This window comes from Chryseobacterium lineare, assembly GCF_977014045.1.
Genome location: NZ_CDRNIQ010000001.1, coordinates 3,465,450 through 3,481,274 on the forward strand (window position 1 = coordinate 3,465,450; position 15,825 = coordinate 3,481,274).

Consider the following 15,825-nt stretch of genomic DNA (forward strand, 5'->3'; position numbering starts at 1 on the left):
TTCTGGATGTAACGTGAGCTTTGGACATTTATAGTCGATATTTCAACAATCTGTTTAATTTATTATGGGTTTTATAGTTCCAGAATATACAATTCCAGTAATTATATCTATTTATATACTAAGTATAATAGGAATATTAATTTTATTTTTTAAAAATAAGCATTCTATTTCTTTATTTGAATTTTTATTAGGCATAATTGCATGTATTGTTTTTCCAATTATTGGTTTTATTGTTGTAAGTCTATTTTTTATTAAAAAAGCTAAAACAACATATAATCTGCCAAAATAAGTAGAAGTAGAGCTTCCTTTTAGATGCTAATTGTTAATAATAATTTCAAAAAAATAGTTATTATTCTTTGTTTAAAAAGAAAGTAACTATTTTTTTTGTCTAAAATGTTTTACTATAAATACTACTTTGTATTGCAAGGTATTTTAAAATACAATACATTTGCAATACAAAATAGTATAACTATGAAAAAAATCTTGTTCTTATTAGTATTGTTTATTGCTGGCTGTAATGTATCTCTTGCACAGCTTAATGAGAAGGTAGACAGTATAATACAAAAAGAATTCAACGATCGTAACGGACCGGGCGGTGTATTTCTTATTTCTCAAAAAGGGAAAACGATCTATGAAAAAGCCTTTGGGAAAGCAAACCTGGAACTCAGTGTAGATATGACTTCTGATAATGTTTTTCAGATTGGATCTATGACAAAACAGTTTACGGCGATTTCAATTCTTATTCTGGAATCTCAGGGAAAACTTAAAGTGAGCGATGCGATTTCAAAATATATTCCGGGTTATCCCGCAGGTAATTCAATTACTATACATCACCTTCTTACCCATACTTCAGGGATAAAAGATTTTACCAAAATGAAAACTCTTTCTGACATCGCACAGAAAGAAATGACCCCTAAAATGATGGTCGACTTCTTTAAAAATGAGCCTGTTGACTTCAAGCCGGGAGAAAAATTTGAATATAATAACTCAGGCTATGTGCTTCTGGGATATGTAATAGAAATTGTTTCGGGGGAGAAGTATGAAGATTTTGTTAAGAAGAATATTTTCGACAAAGCGAGAATGAGCAATTCTCAATATGCAAGCGACAGAAGAGTCATTAAAAAAAGGGCTTACGGATATCATCAGAAAACCGACGGCTACGTCAATAAAACTGTTATAAACTTTAGTGTTCCTTTCGCTTCCGGATCATTGATGTCGACTGTGGAAGATATGGTAAAATGGCAGCAGGCGCTCAATAAAAATCTCATTCTTGATGCGGCGCATAGTCGTGAAGCTTTTACCAAATATAAGCTAAATGACGGAGAGGAGTTGACATACGGTTACGGCTGGCATTTGAAGGATATCAATGGTGTTCCAACCAGGGAGCACGGCGGAAGTATTTTCGGTTTCAAGTCTATGGGTGTTTATATTCCGAAAGAGGATATTTACGTAATCGGATTCAGTAACTGCGACTGTAATTCGCCGACCCAGGTGGTGAAAGATATTGCGAAAGTTGCTCTTGAGAATTTGGAAACCGGCCCGAAAAAATAGTCATTAGTTTAAAATTAAAATAAATAATAAAAATAGGGCGTATATCTTTTGTGTAAAAAAATAAAAAGTCCTATTTTTGCCTAAAATCTTTTAGAAATGATAATGATTTTATCAGCATTTTGGCCATTTTACCAGTTCCTTTGGACTGTATTCTTCATTATAATGTTCCTTGTGGGATTCTGGTGTATTTTTATGTTCTTCGGTTTTGTAATTCCTTTATGGTTAACGGAAGGCTTGAAAGAATATTTCGGTAAGGTGAAACCTTTTGATCCTGAAGAAGTAAGAAGCAAAATGGTTTTTGAGCAGGAAGGCGCAGAAGTAATCTACAATGAGCCTAAAGGTCATGGTCCATTCATTCACGATCATAGCCACGACAGCCACGGACATCATTAATTGATTGTCATTGTTTTCCCACATGAATTCAGGGAAAGCAATATCAAAGCAAAACAACATATATTGAAACCACTTATCTCGGTAAGTGGTTTTTATTTATTCATTCCTTAATTTTTCAGGAGAAATTCCAAATTTCTTTTTGAAAGCCCGCGTAAAATTCTGTACATATTCGTAGCCGCATTCTATTGCAATTTCTTTGATTAAAACTTCCTTGTTGATGATAAGTTTTTTAGCTTTCAGCATTCTTAATTCTGCAATATAATCATTGACAGTCATGTGATATTGCGCCTTGAATTCTTTTCTGATCTTATTCTGGTTAATACCAATCATATTACCGATTTCTTCCACTTTGATATTTTTGTGAAAATTTTCATCTACAAACTTTTTAATCATAAAAGGAATTTTAGGAGAGTCCTTCACTGTGTTTTTTTCACTGAACTGTTCGAAAATCAGCATTAAAAGTTTGATGATTTTTGCTTCAATGAATAATTTCTGCAGCATTCCTTTTTTAGAATAGCTTATAATTTCCTTTACAATCATATGCATTTCAACAGTCATATAAGGCGGAGTCTGCTTATGAAGAAAAATATAATTGTTCCGTGTGAGATTCTCCAAAATATCTTCACTTTCTGTATTTGAAACAGGGTTAATAAGGTTAAAAATATAATCATACATGATTTCAATCTGCATATATTTCAGAGGATCATTGTTTTCTGTCCATAGTTCTGCCATGCTTTCATCGTGGGAATAATGGAGTACATATTGATTTTTTTTGAATAAGAAATTAGTTCCGCAATCCTGTGCCTCAAGATTGATATTGGAGCTCAATAAAAAAAGTAAATTAAAACTTGACCGGCTCTCTATCATGTCAATCCTTGAAAATTTTTCATTCACTGAACCTTTCTGAAACAAAATTTTGATGGCTTCCGAGCTGAATAATACTTCTTTAGATGGCAGATTCTTCATGATGGTACAATTGGATAAGCTAAATATCAGATAACAAAAAGTTCGGAAATGATAACTTTAGACTGAACTTCTGAACTAATTTTGCGCAAAATTAATTATAATTTAGAATAAATAAAAATAATAATCTGTTATGTGTAGAAAAATATTTTTTAGAATGTTTAATCTCTGCTGCGCATTATTTTCCTTAATTTCAGTTGGTGCATACGCTCAACAATGGGAAAATGTAGGTGGTTTGTCAACTGTTTCCGCTGGGGGCAGCAGTTTTAATAATCTGGTAATAAGCAATGGGAAATATTATGTTTCTTACTACGATACTTCCGTTGCAAAAGGTTCTGTACAGGCTTTTGATGGAAATTCATGGTCGTATGTCGGGGGTAGTCCGGGAATTACGAATAGCTATGCAACTTATAATTCTTTATCATCGGCACCAAATGGAAATATCTACTATACCAATCAGGGCAGTGGCCTGGAAGTCCGACAGTTTGATGGATCTGCATGGACACAGCTGCCAAGTGCTACAACGTCTGCGATTAATTATCATGCTTCCGCGGTTTCGGCTTCAAATATTCTGTTTACTTATTCTACAGATAGTTCAGGGATGGTAAGACGATATGTCAACGGTACATGGGAACAGGTCGGAAATGCAGGATTTTCCAACGGAGCTACTTTTGCTGAAATGGTGATCGGGACAAACAATAAAGTTTATACCTGTAATGTTTCCGGTGGAGTGCGGGTTTATGAGAATATAATAACCGCAACAACTTCAGACAATTGGATGTTGCTAGGAGGAAGTATTGTGGATGCAGCCTCTTCAAGCGAACAATATAATTCTGATATCGCAATTGATGGCAGTAATAATCTGTACGTTGCTTATGTTTCCAATTCGACAAACGGACAGAAACTGAATGTGAAAAAGTTCAACGGAACAAGCTGGACACAATTGGGAAATGCCAACTTTTCAGAGGGAAAGGTTCAACATGTGGCAATTGCCGTGAGTGCATCAGGAAATCCTTATGTTGTGGCAAGCCGTTGGGAAAATGATGATTTTTTAAAGAATAAGGTTTATCACTTAAACGCTTCATCCCAAACGTGGGAGGCGCTTGGCGGAAGTTTTATTTCAGACGGGCAGGCTACTTATAATGATCTTGCTTTTGATAATTTTAATAATGCTCTTGTGCTGGTATATTCCCAAAATGGAACAAAGGTGAAAAGATTTTCCCTAAATCCAGTTTGTAATAATACAGATCCGGGAACCAATACGGGTGATCTGGGTTGCGTTAAATTTACCTATAACGGGCAGAATGTAAGTTATACAACAGTAAGAGGTGCCGACGGAAAAATATGGCTACAGCAGAATTTGGGCAGTTCCCGGGTGGCAACGGCTTTAGACGATTCAGACGCATATGGGGATCTTTTCCAGTGGGGAAGATGGGACGACGGACATCAGTTGAGAAATTCCGCCACCACGACAGCTCCTTCTGTGAATTCGCCTGACGGACTTTCAGGAATCGGTTCTTTTATTTTAGGATCAGGTTCTGCTTCATGGTGGGCTACCAACGCCACCAGTGATGCCTGGAATGCTGCCTCGTTATCTGATATGACATCTGCTATCGGAATAGATCCTTGCAAAGCTGTCGGACAAGGCTGGAGACTTCCTACTCCCGCAGAATGGACAGCACTGGTAGCCGCAGAAGGAATAGCAAATCCCGCTACGGCATATGCAAGTTATATTAAATTACCCGCAGCAGGATACAGAAGCAATACAACCGGCGGATTTACCTATGAAGGAACAAGAGGCTATTATTGGAGCTCGGGGACAGCCAACAGCGGAGGAAAATACCTTTACATAGGATCATCTATTGCTAATCCCGGATCAGGCGCTCCCAGAGGACAGGGAGAATCTGTGAGATGTATAAAAGATTTTTCAGGTCTGGCAACATCCGATATCCGTCTTACTGTAAATTCAGTCGGATTCTATCCTAATCCTACGAAAGGAATAGTTAATATCAAAGCGGATTCTTCTATTGAAGCGATAAAGGTTACCAATGTCGTTGGGCAACAAATCAATGTTCGTTTTTCTCAAAATCAGTTGGATATGAATGGACTTCCTAATGGTTTGTATATAATAGAATTAAAGCTGAAAAACGGACAGTCAGTCTCTAAAAAAATAATAAAAAATTAGGTTAAATAATCTGTGCTTTTTTAATTTTAAATAGTTCACTCAATTATATTGAGAATCCGGCGCGGGACGAAGTCCCGCGCCGGATTCTGTTTTTATAAAATATAATTAACCAAAACGTTTATATTGAAATACATTTTCAATCTGTTGCATAATATTCTAATACGTTAAAATTGATCTTAACAAGTCAACTTCTCTAAAAATAAATTACTTTAGTATTATCAATTAAAAAATATTTATGAAGAAACTTTATTCTGGTATTTTACTGTTTATGATAGCTATAATATCAGGTCAGATAAGCTATATCATTACTCCAAATCCTTTTAATGAAACGGATGCTATAACTTTAACTATTCCCGGGAACCAGATTGACGAATCAGCCTGGGGCATTTCAAACAATGCGGTCTACTTTTGGTCGTGGTCGCTGGATGCCAATTATCAGAATAGTCAGGATTGCCCTACCAATGGTAGCTGGAACAACTCCAACGAGCTGAATAAGCTTAATTATAATTCCACTGCCGACACCTATTCTTTATCTTTTACTCCAACGACGTTTTACGGCAGAACCGGCATCGGAAGATTCGGCTTTTTATTGAAGGATAAAACAGGAGCACATCAAACGGCGGATGTTTTGGTAAATGTGGGGATTCTGAATATCAGCATGACTAATCCTGCACCAAACAGCCTTACGTCAGTACCTTCAGGAAACGCGATCAATATTACGGCAACAACAAATGTTAATGCCACATTTCAGCTTAAGGCAAATGACGCAGTTATTAATTCTACTTCTACGGCATCAACTTCATATTCTTACAACTACACAGTAACAGGAGATGCCAATATGGAGCTGATTGCCACAGATGCCAATTCAAATACAAAAAATACCACATTTATTCTTCAGGTTCCCCGAAATGTTGTTTCTGAAGCTATTCCGAGCTGGATCAGACAAGGAATAAATTATCATCCTACAGACCAGACAAAAGTAGGATTGGCATTATATGCACCATTCAAAAGTTTTGTTCACGTTATCGGAAGTTTCAATAACTGGACGGTAAATGATAATTATCTCATGAAAAGAGATACTGCCAATCCTGATTTATACTGGATTGAATTGAATGGCCTTACTCCGCAGCAGCTTTATACTTTTCAATATCGTACAAATGATCTCAGGAAAGTCGCAGATCCGTATTCGTCGCAGATTCTGTCTTCTTATGATGATCAGTGGATTTCATCTTCAACCTACCCGAATTTACCGGCATTTCCGGCAGGGCAAGGTTTTGAAGTTTCTATGTTTAAAACCGGGCAGGCTCCTTACAACTGGCAGGTTACCAATTTCCAGCGACCTGCAAAGGATAATCTCGTAGTTTACGAATTGTTGCTGAGAGATTTTACTCAGGAAAAAAACTGGCAGTCATTAATTAATAAAATAAATTATTTGAAAGGCTTAAATATTAATGCTGTTGAACTAATGCCTATCATGGAATTCGAAGGAAATCTTTCGTGGGGCTATAATACATCATTCCATTATGCTTTAGACAAAGCTTACGGAACTCCGGAAAAGTTTAAAGAATTCGTTGATCTTTGCCATCAGAACGGTATTGCTGTTATTTTAGATATTGCTTTTAATCACGCAACAGGTCGTTCACCATTAGTAAGACTATGGAATGTAGATCCGGATAATGACGGCTATGGCGACGTTGCCTCTAATAATCCATATTTCAATACAGTACCAAAACATTCATATAACGTATTCAATGATTTCAACCATACAAGTTCCTCAACTAAATATTACGTTGAAAGGTGTCTTCAACAATGGCTGACGGAATACCGTATCGACGGCTTCCGCTGGGATCTTACCAAAGGATTTACCCAAAGCTGCTCTGAAAATGATGAAACCTGTACCAATGCCTATCAGCAGGACAGAGTAGATATTTTAAAATATTATGCAGACCGACAATGGGCAATAGATCCGAATTCTTATATGATTTTTGAGCATTTGGGAACAGATGCAGAAGAGCAGCAGTGGGCAAATTACAGGATCGCAGAAGGAAAAGGTGTCTTGCTATGGAATAAGCAGACAGATCCTTACAACCAAAATACGATGGGATACAAGGATAACAGCAATTATGACAGGATGAATCATTCACTTCACGGTTTTACCAATATGTCGGCGGTTGGTTATGGCGAAAGTCATGATGAAGAACGATTAATGTTTAAAAATCTGTCCTATGGCGCAGTAAACGGAAGCTACGATGTGAAAAATCTTAATACGGCTTTAGATAGGATGAAAACTTTCGGGGCAACATTTTTTACTATTCCCGGACCAAAGATGATATGGCAGTTTGGTGAGCTGGGTTATGACTTCAGCATCAACAGATGTAGCGATGGATCTATCAATTCCGGTTGCAGAACCGATGAAAAACCAATCGCATTTACCTTGGGCTATGACACTGATGTAAACAGAAAAGGCGTTTACGATACATGGGCTAAAATTATCAATATTAGAAATACATATCCGGTTTTCAGATCAAAAACCTACACTATAGAATCAAATAACCTTGCTAACGAGCCAAACGGACTGATTACAAGAATTTACGTATATGACAATACCATTACAAACGGAGTGAAAAACATTGTTGTACTTGCGAATTATACCACCGCTGTTCAAAGTGTGGTTCCATATTTCCCATATACCGGACAATGGCAGAACCTTATGGATACTACTGTTTCAAATGTTACTTCTACAACCGCTGCAATCACATTGCAGCCAGGAGAATTCAGGATTTTTGGAAACTATACAGGAAGTTTATCGACAGCTGATGAAAATGCAGCGTCAAAATTATCTTTACAGGTTGCAGACAATCCTGTGAAAAATAATATGGCAAAATTAGTCTATCATAAAGCGAAAAACGGAGAAATCACCATCTATGAGATGAGTGGTAAAAAGCTTGATCGCTTTAAACTTAAAAATGAAGACGGAACCTATGACTTAAAAATAAAGTATCCTCCGGGAATTTATCTTGTTCATTTAACGTCTGATTCAGGAATTGCTACTCAGAAAATGATTGTAAAATAATACAGAGGCCGCTGAAAAGCGGTCTTTTATATGCAAAACAATAATTTATTCGTCAGCCGGCAATTATACGTCAGTCATTTCATTCTAAATTAGCACATCTACAAATCAATCCGTATCTTTGCCAACTAAATTTTTACTATGTCTAAGAGTTTAATTCCAAAATTAGAAGCTATAAAACAAAGATATAATGAGGTGGCAGACCTTATTATTCAGCCTGATGTTATTTCGGATCAGAAAAGATATTCTTCTCTGAACAAAGAATATAGTGATTTGGGGAAAATTGTAAGAGTTTACGATCAATATAAAGGCGCTTTGGATACGATTGAAGAATCCGACGAGATCATTGCTGACGGGTCCGACAAAGATTTTGTGGAATTGGCAAAAATTGAGAAAAACGAAGCTTTGGAAAAAATTCCCGGCCTGGAAGAAGAATTAAAAGTATTGTTGATTCCTAAAGATCCGGCAGATGATAAAAACGTTATTGTGGAACTTCGTGCCGGTACCGGTGGTGATGAAGCTGCGATTTTCGTAGAAGATATCTACAGAATGTATTCTATGTATTTCAAAACAAAAGGATGGAGACATGAAGTGACAGATTCTAACGAAGCGGCAAAAGGCTACAAGGAACTGATCATGAAAGTGGAAGGAGAAGGCGTGTACGGAATCATGAAATTTGAATCCGGAGTGCATCGTGTGCAGCGTGTTCCTGAAACCGAATCTCAAGGCAGGGTTCACACTTCCGCCATTACGGTAGCGGTCCTTCCGGAAGCCGAAGAGGTGGATTTCGAACTGAATCCTGCGGATATCGAAATGCAGACTTCCAGATCCGGAGGAGCAGGAGGGCAAAACGTGAACAAGGTTGAAACCAAAGTTCAGCTGACGCACAAACCTTCAGGATTGGTGGTGGTTTGTCAGCAGGCGCGTTCCCAGCTGGCTAACCGTGAATTGGCAATGGAAATGCTGAGAACCAAACTCTACGATATCGAGCTTCAGAAAGTTCAGGGCGATATTGCTGCCCAGCGTAAGTCGATGGTTTCCACGGGAGACCGTTCGGCAAAGATTAAAACCTATAATTATCCGCAGGGAAGGGTTACAGATCACCGAATCAACAAATCCATGTACAACCTGGATGCCTACATGAACGGAGATATTTCTGAAATGATCGATGCCGTGATCATGGCAGAAAACGCCGAAAAAATGAAAGGCGAAGAAGAAAATTTATAAAATCTTTATTATAGAATCTTTGTAAGGCCTCTGTTAGCAGAGGCTTTTTTATTGACAGATAATTAATCTTTAAAGATTATATTTGCAAAAAATATTTTACCAAAACTTATTTAAATCATTAGATAAAACTAATAATACATGAAGAAATACTACTTTTTACTGCTTTTAGCGGTTTCATACTTTACGACAGCACAGACCTTCAGTCTTGATCCTTCTTTCGGTGAAAGCGGATATAGAAAAATCAACAGTACGACACTCTCGGATGCGATTATGCTGCCGGACGGACAGTTTATGACGGCATACAACTCAAGTTCCCATATTAACATCAAAAAAATAAATCAGAATGGTACGGTGGATGCAGCTTTTGGAACAAAAATAATTGATGTCGACAGCTACAGTTCAATTGATGAAAGCGAATCTGTGAAAAAAATGGTTTTGTACAATAATAAAATAATTATTATCGGAAGAGCTAATGCCAATCCTACTTACAGCTTGTATAATATGTTTATTGTAAGAGTAAATTTAGATGGAACTTTAGATACCAGTTTCGGGACAAATGGTTTTACAAAGATCCCATTGGGACAGAATGGAACGGCAGATGATATCGTTGTTGATGATACTGGTAACAGCTATGTACTCGGCTATAATATGGGAAATTTTATAGTGAAATTTAATGCTAATGGAATTAAAGATAATAGTTTCGGAACTAATGGAAGTCTGGCGCTAGGTTCTTTTGATCCGAGAAAATTGTATCGTCAAAATGACGGAAAATTTGTACTGATAGGCTCAAAAAAGAATACTTCTACCAATATCAATGAGTCTTATATTGAAAGAAGATTGTCAGATGGAAACTATGACACTGCATTTGGTAATAATGGAAGCATCATTGTGCCAAGTAATATGCACACTGTTATAAGCAATTTTGAATATGACTATTCAAACAATACCATTCTGCTTTTACATTCTGCTTCAGATGGATATGACAGTGTTTTTTTATCTAAAATCCAGATCTCGGATGGTGCATTTGTTACCGGATTCTCAAACGGAGGAAGAACACCGAACTATTCATTCACCAACGCCCCTAGTCTATATATTTCACAGATTAAAGTGCTTCCAAATTCCAAAATATTGGTGATAGGAAATGTAAGCAATTTCTGGACGGCCAATATTAATACACAGTTATTCCTGATGAGATTCAATGGAAATGGAACTATTGATTATTCAACGTCATCCAACGGCTACCAGATATTTAATACTACGCCGCCATCAACGTCAGTAAGGGCAGATTATATTCAGCGAATGTTTGTTCTCGATGAAGGTTCATTTGTTCTCAGCTATTCAGGGAATAGTGCCACAAATGGCTATTCAAGTTACTTAACCAAATTTACGGGTGGTTTCTTAGGAGTGAACAATACCGCTGTCGGTAGAGGCCAAAGTTCATTGACACTTTACCCGAATCCTGCTGGAAATACATTTGCCATTCAAAACAAAAATAAAGGAAATGACAGTTTTGAATACACAATTTTCGATGTTTCAGGAAGAATGGTACAAAGTGGAAGTTCAAAGTTCAATACAGAAACAAATATTCAGGAATTACAAAAAGGCAGCTATATCATTAAGATCGAAGCAAAAGATGAGAGACAATCATTAAAGTTTATCAAAAACTAATATTCCCGGAATAATTCTATAAAAGCTGTCAGTCTGATCTGATAGCTTTTTTTATTTAAACAGTTTCCTTATTTTTGGGAAAATAGCTTAATATGAAATTCAGACCAATATTACTAACCGCCGGAGTCTTGTTTTCGGCGACATTCTATTCACAAAAAATGATGTATCCTAAAGCTTTAAAAGGAAAGCAAACCGATAATTATTTCGGAACTACTGTTGCAGACCCGTTCAGAGACCTTGAAAATGATTCTGAAGCCACCAGAAAATGGGTCGATGAAGAAGTGAAGCATAGCCAGGATTACCTTGCAAAAATTCCTTTCAGAGAAGAAATCAGGAAACAGCTCACCGATATCTGGAACTACGAAAAAATTTCGGCGCCTTTCAAAGAAGGCGATTATACGTATTATTACAAAAATAACGGACTACAGGCACAATCTGTTCTGTACAGGACCAACAACAAAACAAAAGCAACAGAAGTCTTTTTAGATCCAAACAAGTTTTCTGAAAAAGGGACAACTTCACTTTCTCAGTTATCTTTTAATAAAAAAGGAAATCTGGCCGCTTATTCTATTTCAGAAGGAGGAAGCGACTGGAACAAGATCATCGTCATCGATGCCTTATCCAAAAAACAGATCGATGAAACGCTGGTAGATGTAAAGTTTAGCGGAATTTCGTGGCAGGGTGATGAAGGCTTCTATTATTCAAGCTACGACAAACCGAAAGAGGGAACCGTACTCTCCGGAATGACAGATAAGCATAAAGTTTATTTCCATAAGTTAGGAACAAAACAATCTGAAGACCAGTTGATTTTCGGAGGCGATAAAACACCGAGAAGATATCTTGGAGCCGGCGTGTCTGAAGATCAGCGCTATCTGATTATTTCCGCGGCGAATGCCACCAACGGAAATGAACTCTACATAAAAGACCTTAAAAACGGCGGTGACTTTATTCAGATCAATAAAGGTTTTGATATCAACGTCGATATCGTAGATACACAAGGAGACGATTTATATATTTTTACAGATAAAGATGCACCGAATATGCGTCTCGTAAAAACAACCATTAAAAATCCTTCTCCTGAAACCTGGAAAGATGTGATTCCACAAACGGATAATGTGTTGGGAATTACAACCGGCGGCGGGTATTTCTTTGCTACTTACATGGTGGATGCGATTGATAAGGTGAAACAATATGACAGAGCCGGAAAACTCATCCGTGAAATTACACTTCCGGGTAAGGGAAATGTTTCAGGTTTCGGAGGAAAAGAGGATGAGAAAGAACTGTATTTTTCTTTTACCAACTATATTACGCCGGGGACAACCTATAAATTCAATGCAGATTCCGGAAAGTCGGAGGTATATGAGAAGCCGAAGGTGAAATTTAATCCTGAAGATTATATTTCAGAGCAGGTGTTTTACACTTCAAAAGACGGCACAAAAATTCCGATGATGATTAACTATAAAAAAGGAACAAAGCTCGATGGTAAAAATCCTACCATTTTATATTCTTACGGAGGTTTTAATATCAGTTTGCAGCCCGCTTTCTCTGTAGTGAATGCCATCTGGATGGAAAATGGCGGGATCTATGCCGTTCCGAACATCCGTGGCGGTGGTGAATATGGAAAAAAATGGCACGATGCCGGGACAAAAATGAATAAGAAAAATGTATTCAATGATTTCATTACTGCCGGAGAATATTTACAGCAGAAAGGGTACACTTCCAAACAGTTTATGGCTCTTTCGGGAAGATCAAATGGCGGACTGCTGGTAGGGGCAACAATGACGATGCGTCCCGACCTGGCAAGAGTGGCTTTCCCGGGAGTTGGCGTTCTGGATATGTTGAGGTATAATAAATTTACTGCCGGAGCAGGCTGGTCTTACGATTACGGAACCGCTGAAGACAGCAAAGAGATGTTTGAGTATTTAAAATCCTATTCTCCTGTTCATAATGTAAAAGCCGGAACATGCTATCCTTCCACGATGATCATCACCAGCGATCATGATGACAGGGTGGTTCCTGCGCATTCTTTCAAATTCGGTGCTGAGCTTCAGGAAAAGCAGGCATGCGATCATCCGATTCTTTTAAGGATTGAAAAAAATGCAGGTCACGGAGCAGGAAGATCTACAGATCAGGTAATCGGAGAAAACGCAGACTTGATTTCTTTCGCTTTATTTGAAATGGGAATCCGAAAACTTCAGCAGTAAGAATTCTTTGATTAAGATTTTAAAATAAATACCACTGTCATAAGATGTATTATGAGATAGTACATTGATTCAGTAGTGCAGTAAAGACCTTCATCTCAGATACAAGAATATTACTTACAGTTGCAAGAATATACTTACAGGAGCGAAAATGTTACTCGCAGGTACAAGAATATTATTGTTTATAGAAATGACAATATTCAGGAAAAGAAGAAGAGCCATCGTTACAGAAGAAAAAAAATTCTTTACTATTGTTAGCTGAAAATTTCAGGAGAATTTATTCATAGTTATTTTGTATAGTTAAAATACTCTTTAAAGACAGAAAAAGCGACTTTGCAGTTTTGCAACTTCGCTTTTTTTATTTAAAAAATATTCTCTCAAAAATGTGTAATTTTAGCCATCTATTAAATCTGAAATTATGAGACGGGAAGTTCAGAATAAAACTCCTCAATTTAAGATAGCTGAAAGGCAGACCGAAATATATCTATTCGAAAAAGACGGATTACAATTAAAATCCTCTTACCGGGCAGAAGACGTTAAAGATAAAGATCTAACATACACGACTCCCGGAATCGAACCTTATTTAAGAGGTCCCTATTCTACGATGTATGTGCAGAAGCCTTGGACGATTCGTCAGTATGCCGGGTTTTCTACGGCAGAAGAATCCAATGCTTTTTACAGGAGAAATCTGGCGGCCGGACAAAAAGGACTTTCTGTGGCGTTCGATCTCGCAACACACAGAGGATACGATTCAGACCATGCAAGAGTGGTCGGCGATGTGGGAAAAGCAGGAGTAGCTATTGATTCTGTTGAGGATATGAAGATTTTATTTAATGAAATTCCATTAGATCAGATTTCGGTTTCCATGACGATGAACGGGGCTGTTTTGCCTATTTTATCTTTCTATATTGTAGCTGCAGAAGAGCAGGGTGTCTCACAGGAATTACTTTCAGGGACGATTCAGAATGATATTTTGAAAGAATTCATGGTAAGAAATACTTACATTTATCCGCCGGCACCTTCCATGAAGATTATTGCAGATATTTTTGAATACACTTCTCAGAATATTCCGAAATTCAATTCCATTTCAATTTCAGGATATCACATGCAGGAGGCTGGTGCAACACCTGTACTGGAAATGGCTTACACGCTTGCAGACGGATTAGAATACGTAAGAACCGGAATAAAAGCAGGTATGAATGTCGACGATTTTGCACCTAGATTATCATTTTTCTGGGCTATCGGGATGAATCACTTCATGGAAATTGCTAAAATGCGTGCGGCAAGATATATTTGGGCAACACTTTTAAAACAGTTTGATCCACAAAATCCGAAGTCTTTAGCCTTAAGAACTCATTCACAAACTTCCGGCTGGTCGTTAACCGAACAGGAACCTTTCAATAATATTACCAGAACAGCGATTGAGGCATTATCTTCAGCATTGGGAGGGACTCAGTCTCTTCATACGAATGCGTTAGATGAAGCCATTGCGCTTCCAACAGATTATTCTGCAAAAATTGCAAGAAACACCCAGATTATTCTTCAACAGGAAAGTGGAATTTGTGATGTGGTGGATCCTATGGGAGGAAGTAACTTGGTAGAAAGTCTTACTCAGCAGATGATCGAAGAAGCCATGAAATATATCGATGAGGTAGAACAGGAAGGCGGAATGACAAAAGCCATCGAAGCCGGAATCCCGAAAATGAGAATTGAAGAAGCCGCAGCGCGAAAACAGGCAAAAATTGACAGTGGAGAAGAATTCATTATCGGAGTTAATTCATTTAAATCAGCTTTAAAACAAGAGCCAATTGAAATCTTAGATATCGACAATACGGAAGTTCGCAGAAAGCAGATTGAAAGATTAAACAAAATAAAAGAAGAAAGAAATCCGGAAGCCGTTGAAGAAATTCTAAATGAAATCAGAGAATCTGCAAAAACAGGAAAAGGAAACCTTTTGGCATTATGTATAGAAGCGGCACGCAGAAGGGTAACACTTGGCGAAATGAGCGATGCCATGGAGGAAAGCTTCGGAAGATATAAAGCTAACATCAGAACAATCTCAGGAGTATATGCCATGAATGCCGGGAAAAATGAATATTTTGAAAAAGCCTTAAACCTTACTCAAAAATTTGAAGAAGAAGAAGGACGTCGCCCAAGATTGATGGTCGCCAAAATGGGACAGGACGGTCATGACAGAGGGGCGAAAGTCGTAGCAACAGCATTTGCAGATATGGGATTTGATGTGGATGTTGCACCATTGTTTCAGACTCCGGAAGAAGTGGCGAAGCAGGCTGTAGAAAATGATATTCACATTCTGGGGGTTTCTTCTCTGGCAGCCGGACACAAAACATTGGTTCCGCAGGTTGTGGAAGAATTGAAAAAACTCGGTGCCGATGATATCACGATCGTCGTTGGAGGGGTAATTCCGCAACAGGATTATGAATTTTTATATGCCAACGGAGCCGACTTTATCTTTGGACCCGGAACCAATCTTCCTAAGTGTGCGGTGGATATTCTAGAAAAGTTTTTAAGTTAAATTAAAATTAAAAAACAATAAGTTGCACAGC

9 protein-coding genes are annotated in these 15,825 nt (G+C 37.6%); 8 read left to right on the top strand and 1 reads right to left on the bottom strand.

Annotation, left to right across the window (positions count from 1 at the left end; all coding sequences use genetic code 11):
• Positions 1-471: 471 nt before the first annotated feature.
• Entirely contained in the window at positions 472-1,551 is a 1,080-nt protein-coding gene (locus ACWNCI_RS15550; RefSeq protein ID WP_449388999.1) for a serine hydrolase domain-containing protein, read from the top strand.
• A 102-nt stretch (positions 1,552-1,653) separates the two neighbouring features.
• Positions 1,654-1,944: a hypothetical protein gene (locus tag ACWNCI_RS15555; RefSeq protein WP_346986618.1), complete on the top strand. Its 291-nt coding sequence runs from the start codon at positions 1,654-1,656 to the stop codon at positions 1,942-1,944.
• Positions 1,945-2,040: 96 nt separating this feature from the next.
• Here the strand turns inward: ACWNCI_RS15555 and ACWNCI_RS15560 are convergent, their stop codons facing one another.
• Complete coding sequence (locus ACWNCI_RS15560) at positions 2,041-2,910, bottom strand: helix-turn-helix transcriptional regulator (RefSeq protein WP_346983489.1); 870 nt, start codon at positions 2,908-2,910, stop codon at positions 2,041-2,043.
• A 154-nt stretch (positions 2,911-3,064) separates the two neighbouring features.
• On the opposite strand from ACWNCI_RS15560, the gene ACWNCI_RS15565 reads away from it, so the two are divergent.
• The 6 genes from ACWNCI_RS15565 to scpA all read left to right on the top strand — a co-directional run bounded on the left by ACWNCI_RS15565 (position 3,065) and on the right by scpA (position 15,794).
• On the top strand, positions 3,065-5,092 hold the full coding sequence (locus ACWNCI_RS15565; protein WP_449389000.1) for a T9SS type A sorting domain-containing protein: 2,028 nt from the start codon (positions 3,065-3,067) through the stop codon (positions 5,090-5,092).
• A 235-nt stretch (positions 5,093-5,327) separates the two neighbouring features.
• Positions 5,328-8,165 carry an alpha-amylase family glycosyl hydrolase gene (locus ACWNCI_RS15570; RefSeq protein ID WP_449389001.1) on the top strand — a complete coding sequence of 946 codons (2,838 nt, stop codon included), beginning with the start codon at positions 5,328-5,330 and terminating at the stop codon, positions 8,163-8,165.
• Between the two features lie 138 nt (positions 8,166-8,303).
• Positions 8,304-9,389 carry a peptide chain release factor 1 gene (gene prfA, locus ACWNCI_RS15575; RefSeq protein WP_089858019.1) on the top strand — a complete coding sequence of 362 codons (1,086 nt, stop codon included), beginning with the start codon at positions 8,304-8,306 and terminating at the stop codon, positions 9,387-9,389.
• Between the two features lie 138 nt (positions 9,390-9,527).
• Entirely contained in the window at positions 9,528-11,057 is a 1,530-nt protein-coding gene (locus ACWNCI_RS15580; protein WP_449389002.1) for a T9SS type A sorting domain-containing protein, read from the top strand.
• 92 nt (positions 11,058-11,149) lie between these two features.
• A complete protein-coding gene (locus tag ACWNCI_RS15585; RefSeq protein WP_449389003.1) occupies positions 11,150-13,261 on the top strand; it encodes a prolyl oligopeptidase family serine peptidase in 2,112 nt (703 codons plus the stop codon).
• Between the two features lie 415 nt (positions 13,262-13,676).
• Positions 13,677-15,794 carry a methylmalonyl-CoA mutase gene (gene scpA, locus ACWNCI_RS15590; protein ID WP_449389004.1) on the top strand — a complete coding sequence of 706 codons (2,118 nt, stop codon included), beginning with the start codon at positions 13,677-13,679 and terminating at the stop codon, positions 15,792-15,794.
• Positions 15,795-15,825: the final 31 nt, after the last annotated feature.